Below are 18592 nucleotides of genomic sequence, written 5' to 3'. Positions count from 1 at the left end.
GGCAGTGCGTCAGGGCGTACCGATCACGTCAGCACCGGCAGGCGGCACAAAACGGAAGCGCCCTGCGTCCGGCGCGGGGTTGGCCTGCAGGCGGGTGAAACGAATAAGCGTGGTCTGACCAAAGTTGTCACGCAACTCCATGCGCTTGAGCTGGCCGTCGAGCAAACCGATGCGCATCGACTCAAAACTGCTCTCGGCCTTGCGCGGGCTGGCATCGACCCAGGACAGGCCGTCGCTGTCGCCACCTTCGCCAAGCACGAAGTCCTTCTCCAGATCGCCTTGGCCGAACAGGATCGCCGCCGGCGTAGCGCCCAGCGCATCGCCGATCGGGCGTACCGTAACCTGGTTGAGATCGCGGTCCCACGACCACAGGCGCTCGCCATCGCCTACCAGCAGCTGCTGGTAAGGCAGTTCGTATTCCCAGCGGAACTTGCCCGGCCGTGAAAACGCGAAACGGCCCGCCGCCTGCTGCGGCTTGCGCCCCGAGCGCGCCACCACGGTCTGCTCGAATTCACCTTCCGCGCTGCGCGTCACCGAAACAAACTGGCGCAACTGGGCAATCGCGTCTGCCGCCAGTGTCGAACCCGCAGCAAGCGTCAGCACCATCGCCACAGCGAGCTTGAGAGCTTTCATATTCATTCGCCTTCCTTCGGCGGCACGATCACTTCGCGGTTGCCGTTGCTGCCCATCGGCGACACCAGCCCCGCCCGCTCCATCTGTTCGATGAGGCGCGCCGCACGGTTATAGCCAATGCGCAGGTGTCGCTGCACCAGTGAAATGGAGGGGCGACGGGTCTTGACCACGATCTCGACCGCCTGGTCGTAGAGCGCATCCGTTTCGGTGTCGCCACCCTCGCCCCCACTGCCAAGCGCAGCCTCGAGATCGTCCTCGGGCGCGGCCAGAATCCCGTCGATGTAGTCCGGCGGCCCCAGACGCTTGAGGTGATCTACCACCTTGTGCACTTCCTCGTCGGCCACGAACGCGCCGTGCACCCGCACCGGCAGGCCGGTACCCGGCGCCAGATAGAGCATGTCACCCATGCCCAGCAGTGCCTCGGCACCCATCTGGTCGAGGATGGTGCGCGAGTCGATCTTGCTCGACACCTGGAAGGAAATACGCGTCGGCACGTTGGCCTTGATCAGACCGGTAATGACGTCGACCGAAGGACGCTGGGTGGCAAGAATCAGGTGGATGCCTGCTGCCCGCGCCTTCTGTGCCAGACGGGCGATCAGTTCTTCGACCTTCTTGCCCACCACCATCATCATGTCGGCGAGTTCGTCGACCACGACCACGATGTACGGCAGGGTTTCGAGCGGCTCGGGGCTTTCCGGGGTGATCGAGAACGGGTTGGTGAGCGGGGTTTCGTTCTTGCGCGCTTCCACCACAGCCTTGTTGAAGCCCGCAAGGTTACGCACACCAACCGCTGCCATCAGCTTGTAGCGCTTGTCCATCTCGGTCACGCACCAGTTGAGCGCGTTGGCCGCGTGTTTCATGTCCGTCACGACCGGGGCCAGCAGGTGCGGAATGCCTTCGTAGATCGACAGTTCCAGCATCTTGGGGTCGACCATGATCAGGCGCACGCGCTCGGGCTCGCTCTTGTACACCAGCGACAGGATCATCGCGTTGATACCGACCGACTTACCCGAACCCGTGGTACCCGCCACCAGCAGATGGGGCATCTTTGCCAGATCGGCGACCACCGGCTGACCGCCGATGTCCTTGCCCAGCGCCACCGTAAGCGGCGAATTCATGTCGTTGTAGGCTCGCGAGCCGAGAATTTCCGACAGACGCACGGTCTGGCGCTTTGGATTCGGCAGTTCGAGCGCCATGCAGGACTTGCCGGGCACGGTTTCCACCATGCGGATCGACACCATCGACAGCGCACGCGCCAGATCCTTGGCCAGATTCACCACCTGGCTGCCTTTCACGCCGACGGCAGGCTCGATTTCGTAGCGCGTGATGACCGGGCCGGGATAGGCCGCGAGCACTTTCACTTCAACGCCAAAATCGGCCAGCTTCGTTTCGATCAGACGCGAGGTAAATTCAAGCGCCTCAGGCGAAGGCGGTTCACCATTGACCGTTGGCGGGTCGAGCAGGCCCAGCGGCGGAATCGCGCCGTCGCCGACATCGGTAAACAGCTTCTGCTGACGTTCTTTCTCGAGCCGTGGCGAACGCGGCACTTCGACCACTGCGGGCTCGATGCGGAGGGGCTGCGGTGGCGCCTGCTCGACCTTGCGCCGCCGGGTCTCGATGACCGCTTCACGCTTCTGGGCCACCTCCTGGCCAACGCGGCGGTCCTGCCAGCGCTTCCACATGTCCTGGGTGCCAAACACCGCCTGTTCTATCAGGCCGCCCATGCGCTCAGCAGCAGACAGCCAGGAGATGCCGGTAAACAAGGACAGGCCGGACGCCATCAGCGCCAGCAGCAGCAAGGTGCCGCCGGTAAAGCCGAAGTTGCGCTGCACGATCTGTCCGAATTCCATGCCGAACAGACCACCGGGCGTGAGCGGCAAGGATGCGCCATGCGAATGAAAACGGAGAAACTCGAGCGCGCTGCTGGTCACCAGCACAACCAGAAAGCCCGCGAACACGAAGAAGAAGGAGCGGCGATCAAGCGTGAGCTGCTTCTTGATCCGCCGCAGCCCCCACATCAGTGCGTAGCCGAGAAAGACGAACCACCACCAGGCCGAAATGCCGTGGAGATAAAGCAGGAGATCGGCCAGCCACGCACCGAAGCGTCCGCCGGGATTGCTGACGCGCGATACCGCAGAGGCGTGGGACCAGCCCGGATCGGCCTTGTTGTAGCCCAGCAGCACCAGACCGATATAGAGCGACATCACGCCCAGAATCAGCCAGCGAGCTTCCTGCAACAACAGCGAGATTTTTTCGGGCAGAGGCTGGGAACGGGATGACGAGCGAGACAGCATCAGGAGGATCTGCAATCGGGACAGGAACGACGGACCCCGATTATATGCGATCAGCCGGCCCCGCCGCCCCCGATGTTGCCCCGCGAAACAAACTGGCACACAGCCAGCGCCCGCCGGCGTGCCTCGGGACAGGTTTCGATACTCAGATCTCGCTCAGACGGTCACGCAGAATAATGCCCTGCGAAGTCTCTTCGATGAGCCCTTGCTGGCCGAGGTCCTTCATGACCCGGCTCACCATCTCGCGCGAGGCCCCGATCATCTTGGCAATGTCCTGCTTGGAAATCTTGCGTACCACAACCGTCTCGCCATCGACATCCTCGGCCATCTCGATCAGCAGACCTGCGACCCGGCCGTACACGTCCATCAGCGCAAGGCTTTCGATCTTTCGGTCCGCATTGCGCAGACGCTCAGCCAGATTGCACATGATGCGCCATGCGACTTCGAAGTTTTCCTGCATCAGCTGGCGGAAATCCTGCTTGGAAATCATCACCAGATCAGCCGCCACCACCGCCACCACCGAAGCCGAACGGGGCTGTTCGCCAAACATGCCCATTTCACCGAAGAGTTCGCCCTGCCCGAGGATGGACAGGATGACCTCGCGCCCGTCCTCGTCGCTGACCACCACCTTGAGGCTGCCGGTCAATACAAAATAGACATAATCGGTGCGATCGCCCGCACGGACCACTGACTGCCCGCGCGGAAAACGCCGCATCATCGCAACACGCGCGACCGATGCGAGCACGTCGTCCGGAAAACCGACGAACAGCGGGAAGGTTTTGAGAGCAGTGATTGAAACCGAAGTAGCTTGACTCATGAAGTCTCCGTCTGGCGGGCGTTTGAACGGCAACGATCGTCTGAGTTTATATGATGGGCGAGAGTATAAACGAATGGGTGGTAACGCTGCTCAACATGGGCCGCGAGACCACCGGTGCTTTCCGGTCACCGGCTGCGAGGCCGCTCCGTCCGCTGCCTTCCACGCTCCTGCCTTCAATTGGCGGCGGCTATCGAATCGATTGATCTGAGCGGTGCGGTCGGTCGGCTATAATTCGCGCCATTGCCAACACGCTGGAACGCTACACAATGACCACCAAGCATGCCCGCCTGCTCATTCTCGGCTCCGGACCCGCAGGCTACACCGCGGCTGTCTACGCGGCCCGAGCCAACCTCAACCCGGTCATGATCACCGGCCTCGCCCAGGGCGGACAGCTGATGACGACCACCGAGGTGGACAACTGGCCGGCGGACGCAGACGGCGTAATGGGGCCCGACCTGATGTCACGCTTCCAGAAGCACGCCGAGCGCTTCAACACCGAGATGATCTTCGATCACATCCACACGGCGAAGCTGACCGAGCGCCCGTTCAGACTCATCGGCGACTCCGGCGAATACACCTGCGACGCACTGATCATCTCCACCGGCGCCACCGCAAAGTATCTCGGCCTGCCGTCGGAAGAAAAGTTCGCCGGTCGCGGCGTGTCTGCCTGCGCAACCTGCGACGGTTTCTTCTACCGCAATCAGGACGTGGCCGTGGTCGGTGGCGGCAACACCGCCGTTGAGGAAGCACTCTACCTCTCCAACATCGCCAAGAAGGTCACCGTGGTCCATCGCCGCGAGAAGTTCCGCGCCGAGAAGATCATGATCGACAAGATGATGGAAAAGGTTGCAGCCGGCAAAATCGAACTCGTGCTCGACTCCACCCTCGACGAAGTGCTCGGCGACAATTCCGGCGTGACCGGAATGCGGGTGAAGAACGTGAACACCGGCGAGACGCGCGACGTGGCGCTGCAAGGCGTGTTCATCGCCATCGGCCACAAGCCCAACACCGACATTTTCGAGGGTCAGATCGAGATGGAGGGCGGCTACATCGTCACCGAAGGCGGTCGCAACGGCAACGCAACCCAGACCAGCATTAAGGGCATCTTTGCCGCAGGTGACGTTCAGGATCACATCTACCGTCAGGCCGTAACCTCGGCCGGCACCGGCTGCATGGCTGCGCTCGACGCCGAGCGTTACCTCGACGCGCTGGGTCACTGAGCCCGGGCCGCACAAGCGCCGATGGCACGCCAGTCACGCCCGGCATCCGCAAGCACCAAAAAAGTGGATGCAGGCAAACGTGCAGACAACCCTTTCAAGGCCCTCGCGGCCCTGAGGGGGCGCACCGCACCGTCTGGCGTGCCCGCCGAAACGGCAAGAAAGCAAACCCCGGCGCCGGATGCACCAACCGACGCCGACGATCTCGAGCTTTTTAGACGCTCGCAGGCCGGCGTCGCACCGCTGGCCAGGCAGGACCGCGCCGAAATCGACACGCCTCGCCCTGCCCCGGTTCCGCGCAGCAAGACGCCCGAGGCAGCGCCTGAACCTGCCCCCGCCCGCAAGACAGACGACCCCTTGTACGCAGCGTATGCCGACGTCACGCCGATTGCTGACAGTGGCCGGGTCGTTCTCGGACAGGCGCCGAGTCGCCGCGTCTACTCATCGGATGAACCCGAGACCACAGACAAGACCAGCCTTGCTCCCGGCGAAATGCCACCTGTCGTGCTGCCACCTGACGCCGACCTGTCCGATCCTTCCAAGCTGTTCCGCCTCGCAGCACGCGGTGCGCAACAGATCGACGACCGCAATCGGGTCGAACTACCGACAAACGCCCCGGCTCCCGCACCACTCAAGCGTGAAGCCGACGAGCGCGAGGCCTTGAGCGAATCGCTCTCCGCCCCGCTGACCTTTGAAGACCGCCTGGATATGGGCGATGAGGCCGCCTTCCTTCGCCCCGGCCTGCCCAGACGCGTGCTGACCGATCTGCGCCGCGGGCGCTGGGTGCTCCAGGGCGAACTCGACCTGCATGGTCTGACCCGTGACGAAGCACGCGATGCGCTCGCTCACTTTCTCGCGCACAGCCTGCAACAGGGCCGGCGCTGCATTCGGGTGATACATGGAAAGGGACTGGGCTCACCCGGACGGGTGTCCATTCTCAAGCAACTCTCGCGCGGCTGGCTCGCTCAGCGCGAAGAGATTCTCGCCTTCTGCCAGGCGGGGCCGCACGATGGCGGCGGCGGAGCCCTGCTGGTGCTGATGAGGGCACCGAACGCAGCCCGTCGCTGAACAACCCCGGCAACCCGAGCCGGGGCAAGCCCGATCAGATGGCAGCTTCGTCGGTTTCACCGGTGCGGATGCGCACCACTTGCTCAACCGAGGACACAAAGATCTTGCCGTCGCCGATCTTGCCGGTCTGCGCAGCCTTGATGATGGCCTCAACGGTCTGTTCGACCAGGTCGTTGCCGATCACGATCTCGACCTTGATTTTGGGCAGGAAGTCGACGACATACTCGGCGCCACGATAGAGCTCGGTATGGCCCTTCTGGCGACCAAAGCCCTTCACCTCGGTCACGGTCAGGCCGGTAATGCCCACTTCGGACAAGGCCTCACGGACTTCGTCGAGCTTGAACGGCTTGATGATCGCTTCGATTTTCTTCATTTCATTCTCCTGGTTGGCGCCACGGTAAAGGCCATGACGCATGCGCGCTCAATATTCGTCCTGATAGCGCGATGTTATCGGATAACGCCAATCCCTGCCGAAACCACGCTGGGTCACGCGGATACCAACCGGGGATTGCCGGCGTTTGTATTCGTTGCGTTTGAGCATGCCCACGGTGCGCCGCACGTCTGCTGCAGGGTAGCCTGCGGCGATGATCTCCCGCGGCGACTCGTCACGCTCCATGTAGGCCTCGATGATGGCATCGAGCACCTCGTACTCGGGCAAGCTGTCCTGGTCGGTCTGATCCGGCTTCAGTTCGGCCGACGGCGGACGGTCGATGATGTTCTGCGGAATCACCTCGCCGACCGAATTACGCCAGTTCGACAGACGATAGACCAGCGTCTTGTAAATGTCCTTGAGTACCGCAAAGCCACCCGCCATGTCGCCGTACAGCGTTGCGTAGCCGGTCGCCATTTCACTCTTGTTGCCGGTGGTCAGCACGATGGCACCGGTCTTGTTCGACAGCGCCATCAGGATCATGCCCCGAATCCGGCTCTGCAGGTTCTCCTCGGTCGTATCGGCCGCCAAGCCTTCGAACTGCGGCGCAAGCAGCGCCTCGAAGCCCTTCATCACCGATTCGATCGGAATCTCGTCATAGCGTACCCCAAGCCGGCGCACCATCTCGCGCGAGTCGTCAAGACTCATCTGCGCGGTGTAGGGCGAGGCCATCATCACCGCACGCACACGGTCTGCGCCCAGCGCATCGACCGCAATCGCGAGCGTGAGCGCCGAGTCGATACCGCCCGACAGGCCGATGATCACACCCGGAAAACCGTTCTTGCCGAGATAGTCCCGAACGCCCACCCGCAGGGCTTCGTACACCTCGGCCTCCGTCCCCGACCGCTCGCAGCGGATATCCGACACCCAGCGTCCGTCGCGCAAGGCCAGGATATCGACCCGCTCCTCGAATGCGCTGGCCTGATAGGCGAGCGCTCCGTCGGCATCGAGCGCGAAGGAGCCACCGTCGAACACGAGTTCGTCCTGCCCACCCACCATGTTGCAATACAGCACCGGCAGGCCGGTTTCGCTTACCCGTTCGCGCAGGACTTCATGGCGCAGCGCCTGCTTGTTGACATGGTAAGGCGAGGCATTGAGCGACAGCAGCACCTCGGCCCCCGCCGCACGTGCAGCATCCGCAGGCCCCGGCGCCCAGACGTCCGCACAGATATTGATGCCCAGCTTCACGCCCTTCAGGCTGAACACACAGGCATCCGAACCCGCCTCGAAATAGCGCAGCTCGTCAAAGACTTCGTAATTGGGCAGAAGGTGCTTGTGATAGGTCGCGACAATCTCACCATTCGTAATCACGGTGGCCGCGTTATAGCGTCGCTCACCACGCTGCTGCGGATGGCCGACCACGACACACAGCCCGTCTGCGGCCTGCGCAATGCGCTGCAGCTCGCGATCGCAGGCGCGATAGAAGTCCGGGCGCAGCAGCAAGTCTTCCGGCGGGTAACCGGCAAGCGCGAGCTCTGGCGTCAACAGCAGATCGGCCCCCGCAGCGCGCGCGCGCGCGATGGCATCGATAATGCGGTCCGCGTTGGCAGCGAGATCGCCAACGGTGAAATTAAGCTGGGCAACAGCGATCGAAAGCGTGGTATTCATGGGATATAACTATACCGCGTCGAGCCCGTGCCGCTGCGGTGCGTAGCGCCAAAATCTTCACAGACTGCGTGGGCAAAGCTGTGGATAAGAGCGGGGCACCATGCTCAAGCAGTTGCATGCAAAGCACTTTTTGCAATTGCACAAAAAACAGGCAGTCGCGAGCCATCCAACACCGCCCGACAGTAAAGACAGAAAAATGTCCGAGAAAAACGGTTTCCATCTCATCCCATCCCTCGTCGACATCGAAGCTGCGCAATGGAACGCCATCGCTGGCGGACAGGCCTGCCTGTCCCACGCATTCCTCAGCACGCTGGAAAGCACCGGCTGTGTTGGTGGAAAAACCGGCTGGACGCCACAGCACGCCACCCTCTGGCACGATGGCGAACTGGTCGCGGCCATGCCGCTGTACCTGAAGGTCCACTCCTACGGCGAGTACGTCTTCGACTGGGCCTGGGCAGACGCCTACGCGCGCAATGGCCTCGATTACTACCCCAAATGGCTATCCGCCCTGCCCTTTTGCCCCATCCCCGGTACGCGCCTGTTCGGACGCAGCACGGACGACCGCAAGACGCTGCTCGCCGCGGTGCTCGCACTGGCGGCGGACAGCGGACTGTCGTCTTTCCACCTGCTGTTTCCGACCGAGGAGGAAGGCCTCTGGATGCGCGAAGCCGGCATGATGCTGCGCAACGGCGTGCAGTTTCACTGGCATAACGCCGGGTATGCCGACTTCGACGCTTTCCTCTCCCACCTCAACCACGACAAGCGCAAGAAGATCCGCCAGGAGCGCCGTCGCGCCGGAGGCCACGGACTGTCGATACGCTGGCTCGACGGACATACGGCCACTGCATCCGACTGGGCGTTCTTCTACCGCTGTTACGCCACGACCTACGCCCTGCACCGCTCGACCCCGTATCTGACCCCCGACTTCTTCACCACGCTGGCCCGCGACATGCCGGACGGCGTACGTCTGCTGCTCGCCGAGCGCGATGGCGAAGCGCTTGCGGGCGCCTTCTACCTTTGCGACGGGGAAGCCCTGTACGGACGTTACTGGGGTGCGACCGAGCCCCTGCCCTTCCTGCACTTCGAGCTGTGCTACTACCAGGCGATCGACTACTGCATTCGCCATGGCCTGAGCCGTTTCGAAGGCGGCGCCCAGGGCGAGCACAAGCTGTCGCGCGGTCTTGAGCCGGTCGTCACCCGCTCGGCCCACTGGATCGCAGACCGGCGCTTTCGCGATGCGGTCGACCGCTTTCTGGAGCAGGAGAGCACTGGCATCCAGTTCTATCTGGACGAGCTCTCCGAACGCTCGCCTTTTCGCAATACATGAGGCGTCCAGCGCCACCGGGAATCATCACCCGGCACCCTATGAATCACACGAAGATTGCAAAAAAGCGACAAATCGCGATTCTGCGTACCGAAAAATCGATCAATCGTGTCAAAGCGCACAACATGAGCGCACTATTGAGTCGACAGTAAGTCAAGACCGGGACGCAGTTGCCGTTAGTAATAGCAAGAGCAATCCGTCTGGAACAACTGACAGAGGCCCATCATGAACAGGACGCAACTTGTCATCGTTGACGGCGATCGCAGCAACGAAGACCCCAACCACTGGCATGGCTCCATCGAACATGCCATCGCAAGCGCCATACAGGACGGCTACTGCATTGGCCGCCGGGTACGGATCGGACAGGTCGAAGGCCGCGTAATCGGCTTCAACATCGGCACGTTCGGGCCTTATCACGGTGCCGTCTATCCCTTGCTTGTTTCAACCGACCTTGGCACTGCCAAGTGCCGCATGAGCGAGATCACGCCGATCTGAGCTTCATTACAGAAAAACTGCCCCCGCACGGAGCCAGGCACTAGACGACCGGTCTAATGGAGTGTATCGTTCGCCCCATGGTCACCGAACACACCGACGTGCGTCAGCACATTCTCGATACCGCCAAACCCATCATCCTGGGAAAGGGCTTCTCCGCCGTCGGGCTCAACGAACTGCTGTCGGCTGCCGACGTACCCAAGGGTTCGTTCTACCACTACTTCAAATCCAAGGAAGCGTTCGGCGAAGCGCTGCTCGACAGCTATTTCTCCAGCTATCGCTCGCGCCTGTCCGACCTGTTGAACAGCGGCGGCGGATCGGCTGGCGAGCGCCTGATGAATTACTGGCAGCAGTGGCTCGACACCCAGGCCAGCGACGGCACCGACGGTAAGTGCCTCGCGGTAAAACTGGGCGGAGAAGTGTCAGACATCTCGGAGCCGATGCGGATTGCACTTGCGCGCGGCACCAGCAGCATTGTCGAACTCATCGCCGGCTGCATTCGGGAGGCACAGCAGGACGCCTCACTGCCCGCCGAAATCGATGCCGACAAGTGCGCCCTGACGCTTTACAACCTCTGGCTGGGTGCAACGGTACTGACCAAGATCCGTCGTGACAGCAGTGCGCTCGAAGCGGCCATGACCACCACCCGGCAACTGCTGAAACAGGCTCCCTGAGCGTCAGAACAGACGCTCTACCGTTTATTCAAACCCTCTCCGGCTATGCATCACCCTCACAAGCCGACTTTTACCCAACACCAAGACGACCGGTCTATTACAGGAAATATATAAATGCAGAATTTTGAATTCTACAACCCGACGAAAATCGTTTTCGGCACTGAAACCATCTCCCGCCTCGCCGAGCTGGTGCCATCGGACGCCCGTGTGCTGATCCTCTACGGCGGCAGCAGCGCGCAGAAGAACGGCACGCTGGATGAAGTCAAATCGGCATTGGGCGCACGAACGGTGCGCGAATTCGGCGGCATCGAGCCGAATCCGACCTACGAAACGCTGATGCGGGCGGTCGAGCAGATCCGCAGCGAAAAGCTCGACTTCCTGCTCGCGGTGGGCGGTGGCTCGGTCATCGACGGCACCAAGTTCGTCGCGACCGCAGTGAACTTTAACGGGGATCCGTGGGAGATCCTGCTCACCCACGGCCAGAATGTAGAGGGCGCACTGCCCTTCGGCAGCGTGCTGACCCTGCCCGCGACGGGTTCCGAGATGAACTGCGGAGCGGTCATTACCCGCAGCGAAACCCAGACCAAGCTCGCCTTCCTGAGCCCCCACGTGTTCCCGCGCTTCTCGGTGCTCGACCCGAGCAAGACCTACACCCTGCCGCGCAGACAGATCGCCAACGGCGTGGTCGACGCCTTTGTACACACCGTCGAGCAATACCTCACCTACCCCGTCGGCGGCATGGTGCAGGACCGTTTTGCTGAAGGTCTGCTGCAAACCCTGATCGAGATCGGACCAAAAGCCCTTGAGACCCCCGAAGACGCGGATGTACGGGCCAACCTGATGTGGGTTGCGACGATGGCACTGAACGGACTGATCGGCGCCGGCGTACCTCAGGACTGGGCGACGCACATGATCGGTCACGAACTCACGGCGGCTCACGGCATCGACCATGCCCGCACCCTGGCCATCGTACTGCCCTCGCTTCTGAACGTTCAGCGCGAACAGAAGCGCGACAAGTTGCTGCAGTACGCCGCCCGCGTGTGGCAGATCGACAGCGGTACCGAGGACCAGCGCATCGACGAGGCCATCCGCCGCACCGCGCAGTTCTTCGAGTCGCTCGGCGTCAAGACCCGGCTCGCCGACTACGAGCTCGGCACTGAGGCCATCGACAACATCGTCGCCCAGCTCGAGGTCCACGGCATGACGAAGCTTGGCGAGCACAAGGACATCACCCCGGCCGTCAGCCGGACCATTCTGGAAGGGGCACGCTGAAATGACTGAACAGATGAAACAGAACACCACCCGCAACCGCCGCATCCTGCTCAACTCGCGCCCTGTCGGTGCGCCGGTCGACGCCAACTTCCGCATCGACGAAGCACCGATTCCGCAAGCAGCAGCGGGTCAGGTGCTGCTGCGCACCCTGTATCTGTCACTCGACCCCTACATGCGCGGCCGCATGAGCGACGGTCCGTCCTATGCAGCGCCGGTCGGCATCGGCGAAACCATGGTCGGCGGCACGGTCGCAAAGGTCGAGGCATCTCAACATCCTGACTATCAGGCGGGCGACCTCGTACTCTCCTTTTCCGGCTGGCAGGACTACGCCATCTCGGATGGCACCGGCCTGATCAAGCTCGCTCCAGACATGGCTCAGCCCTCGATGGCGCTCGGCGTACTCGGCATGCCCGGCTTCACCGCCTACATGGGCCTGCTCGACATCGGCCAGCCAAAGGCGGGGGACACGGTCGTGGTCGCCGCCGCCAGCGGCGCCGTAGGCGCACTTGTGGGCCAGATCGCGAGACTCAAGGGCTGCCGCGTGGTGGGTATCGCAGGCGGCAGCGAGAAGTGTCGTTATGTGGTGGAGGAGCTCGGCTTCGATGCGTGCATCGATCACCGCAGCCCCGATCTGCCAGCTGCGCTGGCCGCGGCATGCCCCAACGGAATCGATGTGTATTTCGAGAGTGTGGGCGGAGCGGTTTTCGACGCGGTATTGCCCCTGCTCAACACCGGCGCACGGGTTCCGCTGTGCGGGATGATCTCCCACTACAACGACACCGAACTGCCCGCTGGGCCCGACCGCCTCGGCCTGCTCACACGCACGCTGCTCGTCAAGCGCATCAAGATGCAGGGCTTCATCATCTTTGATGACTACGGCCATCGCTACAACGAGTTTTTCACCCAGATGAGTGCCTGGCTGAAGGAAGGCAAGATCAAGTTCCGCGAGGACATCGTGGACGGCCTAGAGAATGCGCCGCAAGCCTTCATGGGCCTGCTCGAAGGGCGTAACTTTGGCAAGTTGCTGGTACGCGTCGCAAATTCATGATCAATCTCGCCCCGCAGGCGCAGGCGCAGACGCAGATGCAGGGGCGATGAGCCAATGCAGGCGTGCAGGACGGCGCCCATGGATGGAAATCCCGGGCGCCCGGTCCCACGCCGGCCCAATAAGACATTGCTATACGATCAGGAGCAGGAAATGAACATTCTCATGGTACTGACCTCACACGACACCCTCGGCTCGACCGGAGAGAAAACCGGATTCTGGCTCGAAGAGTTTGCGGCCCCTTACTACAGCTTCAAGGAAGCCGGCGCCACTCTCACCCTGGTTTCGCCCCTCGGCGGACAGCCACCGCTTGACCCCAAGAGTGACGATCCCGCCTTCGAAACCGAAGCAACCCGACGCTTCAAGGCCGACCCGGCAGCCATGAACGAACTGGCCAACACACGCCGGCTCGACAGCGTGTCCGCGGCAGCGTTCGACGCCGTGTTCTACCCCGGCGGGCACGGCCCCTTATGGGATCTGGCAGAAGACCCTGCCTCGATCAAGCTCATCGAGGGCATGCTGGCTGCCGGCAAACCGGTTACTGCCGTCTGCCATGCACCCGGCGTGCTGCGCCACCCGAAAACCGCCGCCGGCGCTCCGGTCGTGCAAGGCAAGAAGGTCACCGGCTTCACCAACACCGAAGAAGAGGCCGTTGGCCTGACCAAGGTGGTGCCATTCCTGGTCGAGGACATGCTCAAGGAGAGCGGCGCCCTGTACGCCAAGGCAGCGGACTGGCAGCCTTACGTCGTCACTGACGGCCTGTTGATCAGCGGGCAAAACCCCGCCTCGTCCGAACCGGCCGCAAAGGCATTGCTGCAACTGCTGGCCTGAAGTTCGGTCCATGCAAGCGGCAGCACGCTCAGCCCGTGGAAACGGGCTGAGCGTGTCCGGACCGCATGGCTACTGTTGCTGTCTGGCTTGCTCTTCGTAGGCAGACGGACTGACGCCGGCATGCGCGAGGTGCTCTCGCAGCATCTTGATGTCCTGCTTGGTGCACGTACTGCTGTGATGAGGTTGATGCAGGAAGAATTCGACCTGATTCAGCACGACACGGAATCTCGCGCCATGCGCCGGTTCGACGCTTGCGCCGAGGTTCTGCAGCAGGGATTCGACTTCTCGCCAGTGGATATTGCCGTTGACGGGGTCTTGAAAGATCGTGCGCAGCAGGTTCAGATGTTTGTGGCTCATGATGACACGCCCCCTTATGGCGAGCACCACCGCAGGAATTGACGGAGGCAATCGCCAATCATCGTCGTTTCAACACCCTGATTATGATCCTTTGACGACCTGACGGCGACAAGCGCGTGTGCACCGGTGGCTGCCGAAAGGCAACGACACGGGCAGTCCCACATAAAAAAACCCGCTCGAAAGCGGGTTTTTGTGCGAGACCGGCCCGGGCCGGTCGCAAGCCTTACTTGGCTGCGGCGGCCACGCCGTTGAGGATCTCCTGACGGGCCTCATCAACCGTGCCCCAGCCCAGGATCTTGACCCACTTGCCGGGCTCGAGATCCTTGTAGTGCTCGAAGAAGTGCACGGTCTGCTTCATCAGCAGTTCCGGCAGGTCGTCGGTGGATTGCACCTTGTCGTACAGCGGGGTGAGCTTGGAGACGGGGACTGCAACAACCTTGGCATCCATGCCGCCGTCGTCTTCCATCTTGAGCACGCCCACCGGACGGCAGCGGATGACTGCACCGGGGAACAGCGGGAACGGCGTCACAACCAGCACATCCACGGGATCGCCATCGCCAGCAACGGTGTGCGGCACGTACCCGTAGTTGATCGGGTAGCGCATCGAAGTACCCATGAAGCGGTCAACGAAAACTGCGCCGCTTTCCTTGTCGACTTCGAACTTGATCGGATCGGCTTGCGCCGGGATCTCGATGATGACGTTGATATCGTTCGGCAAGTCCTTGCCGGCTTTTACGAGGTCTAAGCCCATTTAACCCTCCCGTGGAAAAAGTGTCCGAATTATAAGATATAAGAGCGGGTCACGCCGGCGAGTCGAAGCCGGCATTCTCGATAGCCTGGCGCAAACCGGCAACATCGACCTTCGAAGGGTCGAACCGCACGGTCGCCGTGGCCTGTTCGAGCGATACCTCGGCGTCATCCACGCCGGCCAGCGCCTTGAGCACGCCGGTTACGTTGCGCACGCAGCCGCCACAACTCATGCCAGCCACCTTGATCGTCACTTCAGTCACCGTTCATTCTCCTTGAGAAACAACCCGCTTTCACCGCCCAGGCTTCCAGCGCTTGAGCAGCAATGAATTGCTGACCACCGATACCGAGCTCATGGCCATCGCCGCCCCGGCCACTACGGGATTGAGCATCCCCATTGCAGCAAGGGGGATGCCGAGCACATTGTAGACAAAGGCAAAGAAAAGGTTCTGCCGAATCTTCGACAAGGTCGCGCGCGACAGGTCGATGGCATCGGCCACACCATGCAGGCTGTTGCGCACCAGGGTGATGTCCGCCGCCTCGACCGCGACGTCGGCGCCCACCCCGATCGCAAACGACACGTCCGCGGCCGCCAGCGCCGGCGCATCGTTGATGCCGTCGCCCGCCATGCCGACACGCTCGCCTGACGCCCTCAGCGCGTTCACCGCAGCAGCCTTGTCTGCCGGCAGAACCCCGGCGCGCCACTCCGCAATGCCCGTCTGCTCGGCAATGGCCTTCGCCGTTGCGGGGTGATCACCGGTCAGCATCACCACTTTCACACCGTTTCGTTGCAGGCGTTCGACCGCGCCAGCCGAGTCGCTGCGTACGCGATCTGCAACCGCAATCACCCCCGCATACATGCCGTCGATGGCCACGGCGACGAGCGTCTTGCCTTCGGCGGCGAGCGGCGTACTGTCTGCGTCGGGAACGGAAACGCCCTGCGCCACCAGAAAGGCGGGCGCGCCCAGCATGACCAGCTGATCGCCCACCCTGCCTTCCACTCCTTTTCCGGCGACGGCGCGAACATCGTTCGTCCGCTCCAGCGTCAGCCCCTCGGCCTGCGCGGCCTCAACCACCGCAGCGGCAATCGGATGGGCGCTGCTCTGCTCGAGCGCCGCAGCCGCCGCAAGCAGGGTCGATCTTGTCCAGCCTCCAGTCGGTACAACATCGGTCACGGCCGGCTTGCCTTCGGTCACGGTCCCGGTCTTGTCCACCGCGAGCACCGTCAGCCGCTCTGCCAGCTCGAGGGCCTCGGCGTTCTTTACCAGCATCCCGGCGCGCGCGCCCTGCCCCGTACCCACCATGATCGCCGTCGGCGTTGCAAGGCCAAGCGCACACGGGCAGGCGATCACCAGCACTGCCACTGCATTGATCAGGGCCAGCTGGAAATCGCCCGACCACAGCCACCATGCTGCAAAGGTGAGGCTGGCAATGGCCACGACCACTGGGACGAATACCGCCGCAATGCGGTCCGCCAGACGCTGCACGGGCGCCTTCGAGCCTTGCGCCTGCTCGACCAGGCGGATGATGCCCGCCAGCAGGGTACTGGCACCCACGCCGGTGGCACGGCAACGCAGCACGGCATCGCCATTCACCGTGGCGGCAAACACCTTGTCGCCCGGCTGCTTGTCCACCGGCAGGCTTTCTCCGGTGAGCATGGCTTCGTTCAGGGCCGAATTGCCCTCCTCGACCACGCCATCCACCGGTACGGCATCGCCCGGGCGCAGCACGAACACCGCACCCGGTGACAGGCTCTCGACCGGCACCTCGACCAGCATGCCATCGCGTTCGATACGCGCCATTTTCGGCTGCAGGCGCAGCAAGGCATCGAGCGCTGCCGTGGTGCGGGCCTTGGCCCGTGCCTCAAGCAGCTTGCCGAGCAGAATCAGGGTGATGATCATCGCCGAGGCTTCGAAATACACGTGCAGATCGTGCCGTCCAGCCAGCGTCACCACGAGACTGTAGAAATACGCCATTGAGGTGCCGAGCGCGACGAGGACGTCCATGTTCGCACCGCCACCGCGCAGCGAGGCCCAGGCGCCACGATAGAAGCGCGCACCAAGCCAGAACTGGACGGGCGTTGCCAGCAACAGCTGCAGCCAGCGCGGTACAAGGTCGTGCTGCACCTCACCGCCCGGCCACAGGCCGAACATGGCCGGCATCTGCAGCGCCAGAGGAAGGGTGAGCGCCGCAGCAATCCAGAAATGCCGCAATTCGACGTCCCACGCCGCTTTCTGCTTCGCACGGGCCTCTTCACGCACAATGGTGGCCGCCTCGCTCGCACCAAATCCGGCACGTTCGACGGCTGCTTTCGCCGCATCGAGCGTAAGCGCGCCAGGCTCAAAGTGGAGGACTGCACGCTCGGTTGCAAGATTGACCGTGGCCTCGACACCGGGAAGGCGATTGAGCACCTTCTCGAGGCGGGTGGAACATGCAGCACAGGTCATGCCGCTGATGGCGAGTTCAAGCGTTGCGTTAGCGGACGCTGATTGCGCCGGACCTGCCGATGATGTTGATTGTGCGGTCATTGAGTTTCTCCCTTGCGGGACGATTCGATAGAGCGCAGTGTAAACCCCGTACTCATGTACGGAGTCAAGCAATGAATGAGCAAACAAGCAAGGGGCTTACGATCGGCGCACTTGCAAAGGCAGCAGGCGTGGGCGTGGAAACCGTCCGCTACTATCAACGCCGTGGCCTGCTCGCAGAACCTCAGCAGAAACGCGGCGCCTATCGGGTGTATGGCGAGCGCGAACTTGCCCGTCTGCGCGCGGTTCGCCGGGCACAGCAACTGGGGTTTTCGCTTGAAGAAATCGATGACCTGCTGGCGCTCAACGAGGACACCGACCGCGACCGCGCGCGCGCACTGGCGCGAAGCAAGATCGAACTGCTGGATGCCCGCATCCGGCAGATGCAGGAAATGCGCAACGCGCTCACCGAACTGGTTGGGTGCTGTCAGCGCACTGATGCCCCCGCCCCCTGTCCGATCCTTCGCGCACTGTCGAGCGAGTAAGACCTCGCGTCAGCGCTGAACCATTGCTCTGAAGGCGGCGCTCAGACCGCGCACACCACTCCGCTCCACAGTTGCCCGCCCAGCGTCTGGGCGTGGAACAGGCCAAACACGCCGAAGCCGAGCACCAGCAAGCCCGAGGCGAAGCGGACCTTGCCATTGCGCGTGATGTCACGAAAACGCTTGAACAGCATGCCGGCCAGCATCAGGTTGGGCAATGTGCCAAGCCCGAAAGCCAGCATCAGCCCCCCACCACGCAGCGCAGAGCCGGTTACCAGGGAAGTCGCCAGCACCGAATACACCAGTCCGCAAGGCAGGAAGCCCCACAGCAGGCCAAGCGGCAAGGCCTGCTTGACCGAGCGGGCAGGCAGGAAGCGACGGCTCAGCGGCTGAATGCGGCGCCACAGGCGGTGACCGAGCTGCTCTACCGGAACGAGCAGCTTGGTGAATCCGGTGAGATAGAGCCCGAGCGCCACCAGCATGAGGTTCGCGAGCACGTAGAGCGTGATCTGGACCGGCAGAACGCCATCGTAGAGCATGCCGACCGAGCCCAGCGCGCCGAGTCCGGCACCAATGCAGGTGTAGGTGGTGATCCGGCCAAGGTTGTAGGCGAGATGAATCGGCCACTGCCGACTGCGACTCGATGGCGTCTGCACCTGTACCGTAAGCGCTCCGACAATGCCGCCGCACATCGATACACAGTGAGTGCCTCCAAGGAGGCCGATCAGGAAGACGGCGAGATAACCGGTTTCGGGCATGTTCAATCAGCTATGAAGCGT

At 62.6% G+C, this 18592-nt stretch carries 19 protein-coding genes; 9 read left to right on the top strand and 10 right to left on the bottom strand.

Translation table 11 applies throughout. The features are described from left to right. Positions 1-9: 9 nt before the first annotated feature. The 3 genes from lolA to CEW83_RS02285 form a co-directional block, all read right to left on the bottom strand. On the bottom strand, positions 10-639 hold the full coding sequence (gene lolA, locus CEW83_RS02295) for an outer membrane lipoprotein chaperone LolA (RefSeq protein ID WP_108947902.1): 630 nt from the start codon (positions 637-639) through the stop codon (positions 10-12). After that, on the bottom strand, positions 636-2927 hold the full coding sequence (locus CEW83_RS02290; RefSeq protein ID WP_108951142.1) for a DNA translocase FtsK: 2292 nt from the start codon (positions 2925-2927) through the stop codon (positions 636-638). Before CEW83_RS02290 ends, lolA begins: the two co-directional genes overlap by 4 nt. Positions 2928-3069: 142 nt before the next feature. Beyond that, a complete protein-coding gene (locus tag CEW83_RS02285) occupies positions 3070-3741 on the bottom strand; it encodes a Crp/Fnr family transcriptional regulator (RefSeq protein ID WP_108947901.1) in 672 nt (223 codons plus the stop codon). Positions 3742-4007: 266 nt separating this feature from the next. Here CEW83_RS02285 and trxB point away from each other — a divergent pair, with 266 nt between their 5' ends. Further along, a complete protein-coding gene (trxB, locus tag CEW83_RS02280) occupies positions 4008-4961 on the top strand; it encodes a thioredoxin-disulfide reductase (protein ID WP_108947900.1) in 954 nt (317 codons plus the stop codon). Positions 4962-4982: 21 nt separating this feature from the next. Continuing rightward, positions 4983-6026 (top strand): Smr/MutS family protein, encoded by a 1044-nt coding sequence (locus tag CEW83_RS02275; RefSeq protein ID WP_108947899.1) that lies wholly within the window; start codon positions 4983-4985, stop codon positions 6024-6026. Positions 6027-6060: 34 nt separating this feature from the next. Here the strand turns inward: CEW83_RS02275 and CEW83_RS02270 are convergent, their stop codons facing one another. Together CEW83_RS02270 and CEW83_RS02265 are read right to left on the bottom strand one after the other, a co-directional pair. Next, positions 6061-6399, bottom strand: a complete 339-nt coding sequence (locus CEW83_RS02270; protein ID WP_108951141.1) for a P-II family nitrogen regulator — start codon at positions 6397-6399, stop codon at positions 6061-6063. Positions 6400-6447: 48 nt separating this feature from the next. After that, the gene (locus CEW83_RS02265) at positions 6448-8064 is read right to left on the bottom strand and encodes an NAD+ synthase (RefSeq protein WP_108947898.1); all 1617 of its coding nucleotides are present in this window, start codon (positions 8062-8064) and stop codon (positions 6448-6450) included. A gap of 196 nt (positions 8065-8260) precedes the next feature. Here CEW83_RS02265 and CEW83_RS02260 point away from each other — a divergent pair, with 196 nt between their 5' ends. The 6 genes from CEW83_RS02260 (at position 8261) to CEW83_RS02235 (ending at position 13702) form a co-directional block, all read left to right on the top strand. Continuing rightward, complete coding sequence (locus CEW83_RS02260) at positions 8261-9391, top strand: GNAT family N-acetyltransferase (RefSeq protein WP_108947897.1); 1131 nt, start codon at positions 8261-8263, stop codon at positions 9389-9391. A gap of 222 nt (positions 9392-9613) precedes the next feature. Next, positions 9614-9883: a hypothetical protein gene (locus CEW83_RS02255; RefSeq protein ID WP_108947896.1), complete on the top strand. Its 270-nt coding sequence runs from the start codon at positions 9614-9616 to the stop codon at positions 9881-9883. Positions 9884-9960: 77 nt separating this feature from the next. Beyond that, positions 9961-10554, top strand: coding sequence for a TetR/AcrR family transcriptional regulator (locus tag CEW83_RS02250; RefSeq protein WP_108947895.1), 594 nt, complete (start codon positions 9961-9963; stop codon positions 10552-10554). A 114-nt stretch (positions 10555-10668) separates the two neighbouring features. Next, positions 10669-11826, top strand: a complete 1158-nt coding sequence (locus CEW83_RS02245) for an iron-containing alcohol dehydrogenase (protein WP_108947894.1) — start codon at positions 10669-10671, stop codon at positions 11824-11826. A gap of 13 nt (positions 11827-11839) precedes the next feature. Further along, the gene (locus tag CEW83_RS02240; protein ID WP_108951140.1) at positions 11840-12874 is read left to right on the top strand and encodes an NADP-dependent oxidoreductase; all 1035 of its coding nucleotides are present in this window, start codon (positions 11840-11842) and stop codon (positions 12872-12874) included. Between the two features lie 150 nt (positions 12875-13024). Next, positions 13025-13702, top strand: coding sequence for a type 1 glutamine amidotransferase domain-containing protein (locus CEW83_RS02235; protein ID WP_108947893.1), 678 nt, complete (start codon positions 13025-13027; stop codon positions 13700-13702). A gap of 69 nt (positions 13703-13771) precedes the next feature. Here CEW83_RS02235 and CEW83_RS02230 read toward each other — a convergent pair whose 3' ends face one another. The 4 genes from CEW83_RS02230 to CEW83_RS02215 form a co-directional block, all read right to left on the bottom strand. After that, positions 13772-14059, bottom strand: a complete 288-nt coding sequence (locus CEW83_RS02230; protein ID WP_108947892.1) for a hypothetical protein — start codon at positions 14057-14059, stop codon at positions 13772-13774. A 223-nt stretch (positions 14060-14282) separates the two neighbouring features. After that, entirely contained in the window at positions 14283-14810 is a 528-nt protein-coding gene (gene ppa, locus CEW83_RS02225) for an inorganic diphosphatase (protein WP_108947891.1), read from the bottom strand. A gap of 49 nt (positions 14811-14859) precedes the next feature. After that, positions 14860-15069, bottom strand: coding sequence for a heavy-metal-associated domain-containing protein (locus tag CEW83_RS02220; RefSeq protein ID WP_108947890.1), 210 nt, complete (start codon positions 15067-15069; stop codon positions 14860-14862). A gap of 30 nt (positions 15070-15099) precedes the next feature. Continuing rightward, on the bottom strand, positions 15100-17334 hold the full coding sequence (locus tag CEW83_RS02215; protein WP_108947889.1) for a heavy metal translocating P-type ATPase: 2235 nt from the start codon (positions 17332-17334) through the stop codon (positions 15100-15102). Positions 17335-17405: 71 nt separating this feature from the next. Here CEW83_RS02215 and CEW83_RS02210 point away from each other — a divergent pair, with 71 nt between their 5' ends. Further along, positions 17406-17816 carry a MerR family transcriptional regulator gene (locus CEW83_RS02210; RefSeq protein WP_108947888.1) on the top strand — a complete coding sequence of 137 codons (411 nt, stop codon included), beginning with the start codon at positions 17406-17408 and terminating at the stop codon, positions 17814-17816. Between the two features lie 41 nt (positions 17817-17857). Here CEW83_RS02210 and CEW83_RS02205 read toward each other — a convergent pair whose 3' ends face one another. Further along, complete coding sequence (locus CEW83_RS02205) at positions 17858-18571, bottom strand: sulfite exporter TauE/SafE family protein (RefSeq protein WP_108947887.1); 714 nt, start codon at positions 18569-18571, stop codon at positions 17858-17860. Positions 18572-18592 lie beyond the last annotated feature (21 nt).

The organism is Parazoarcus communis (genome assembly GCF_003111645.1).
Classification (GTDB): Bacteria; Pseudomonadota; Gammaproteobacteria; order Burkholderiales; family Rhodocyclaceae; genus Parazoarcus; species Parazoarcus communis_A.
This window is presented reverse-complemented; position numbering and strand designations above follow the sequence as displayed.

What these genes read in the sequence shown, in the direction of transcription:
- CEW83_RS02255 (WP_108947896.1), top strand. Translation starts at nt 9,614, where the DNA reads ATGAACAGGACGCAACTTGTCATCGTTGACGGCGATCGCAGCAACGAA.
- CEW83_RS02230 (WP_108947892.1), bottom strand. Translation starts at nt 14,059, where the DNA reads ATGAGCCACAAACATCTGAACCTGCTGCGCACGATCTTTCAAGACCCC.
- ppa (WP_108947891.1), bottom strand. Translation starts at nt 14,810, where the DNA reads ATGGGCTTAGACCTCGTAAAAGCCGGCAAGGACTTGCCGAACGATATC.
- CEW83_RS02285 (WP_108947901.1), bottom strand. Translation starts at nt 3,741, where the DNA reads ATGAGTCAAGCTACTTCGGTTTCAATCACTGCTCTCAAAACCTTCCCG.
- CEW83_RS02205 (WP_108947887.1), bottom strand. Translation starts at nt 18,571, where the DNA reads ATGCCCGAAACCGGTTATCTCGCCGTCTTCCTGATCGGCCTCCTTGGA.
- lolA (WP_108947902.1), bottom strand. Translation starts at nt 639, where the DNA reads ATGAATATGAAAGCTCTCAAGCTCGCTGTGGCGATGGTGCTGACGCTT.
- trxB (WP_108947900.1), top strand. Translation starts at nt 4,008, where the DNA reads ATGACCACCAAGCATGCCCGCCTGCTCATTCTCGGCTCCGGACCCGCA.
- CEW83_RS02245 (WP_108947894.1), top strand. Translation starts at nt 10,669, where the DNA reads ATGCAGAATTTTGAATTCTACAACCCGACGAAAATCGTTTTCGGCACT.
- CEW83_RS02240 (WP_108951140.1), top strand. Translation starts at nt 11,840, where the DNA reads ATGAAACAGAACACCACCCGCAACCGCCGCATCCTGCTCAACTCGCGC.
- CEW83_RS02290 (WP_108951142.1), bottom strand. Translation starts at nt 2,927, where the DNA reads ATGCTGTCTCGCTCGTCATCCCGTTCCCAGCCTCTGCCCGAAAAAATC.
- CEW83_RS02275 (WP_108947899.1), top strand. Translation starts at nt 4,983, where the DNA reads ATGGCACGCCAGTCACGCCCGGCATCCGCAAGCACCAAAAAAGTGGAT.
- CEW83_RS02250 (WP_108947895.1), top strand. Translation starts at nt 9,961, where the DNA reads ATGGTCACCGAACACACCGACGTGCGTCAGCACATTCTCGATACCGCC.
- CEW83_RS02210 (WP_108947888.1), top strand. Translation starts at nt 17,406, where the DNA reads ATGAATGAGCAAACAAGCAAGGGGCTTACGATCGGCGCACTTGCAAAG.
- CEW83_RS02265 (WP_108947898.1), bottom strand. Translation starts at nt 8,064, where the DNA reads ATGAATACCACGCTTTCGATCGCTGTTGCCCAGCTTAATTTCACCGTT.
- CEW83_RS02235 (WP_108947893.1), top strand. Translation starts at nt 13,025, where the DNA reads ATGAACATTCTCATGGTACTGACCTCACACGACACCCTCGGCTCGACC.
- CEW83_RS02270 (WP_108951141.1), bottom strand. Translation starts at nt 6,399, where the DNA reads ATGAAGAAAATCGAAGCGATCATCAAGCCGTTCAAGCTCGACGAAGTC.
- CEW83_RS02260 (WP_108947897.1), top strand. Translation starts at nt 8,261, where the DNA reads ATGTCCGAGAAAAACGGTTTCCATCTCATCCCATCCCTCGTCGACATC.
- CEW83_RS02215 (WP_108947889.1), bottom strand. Translation starts at nt 17,334, where the DNA reads ATGACCGCACAATCAACATCATCGGCAGGTCCGGCGCAATCAGCGTCC.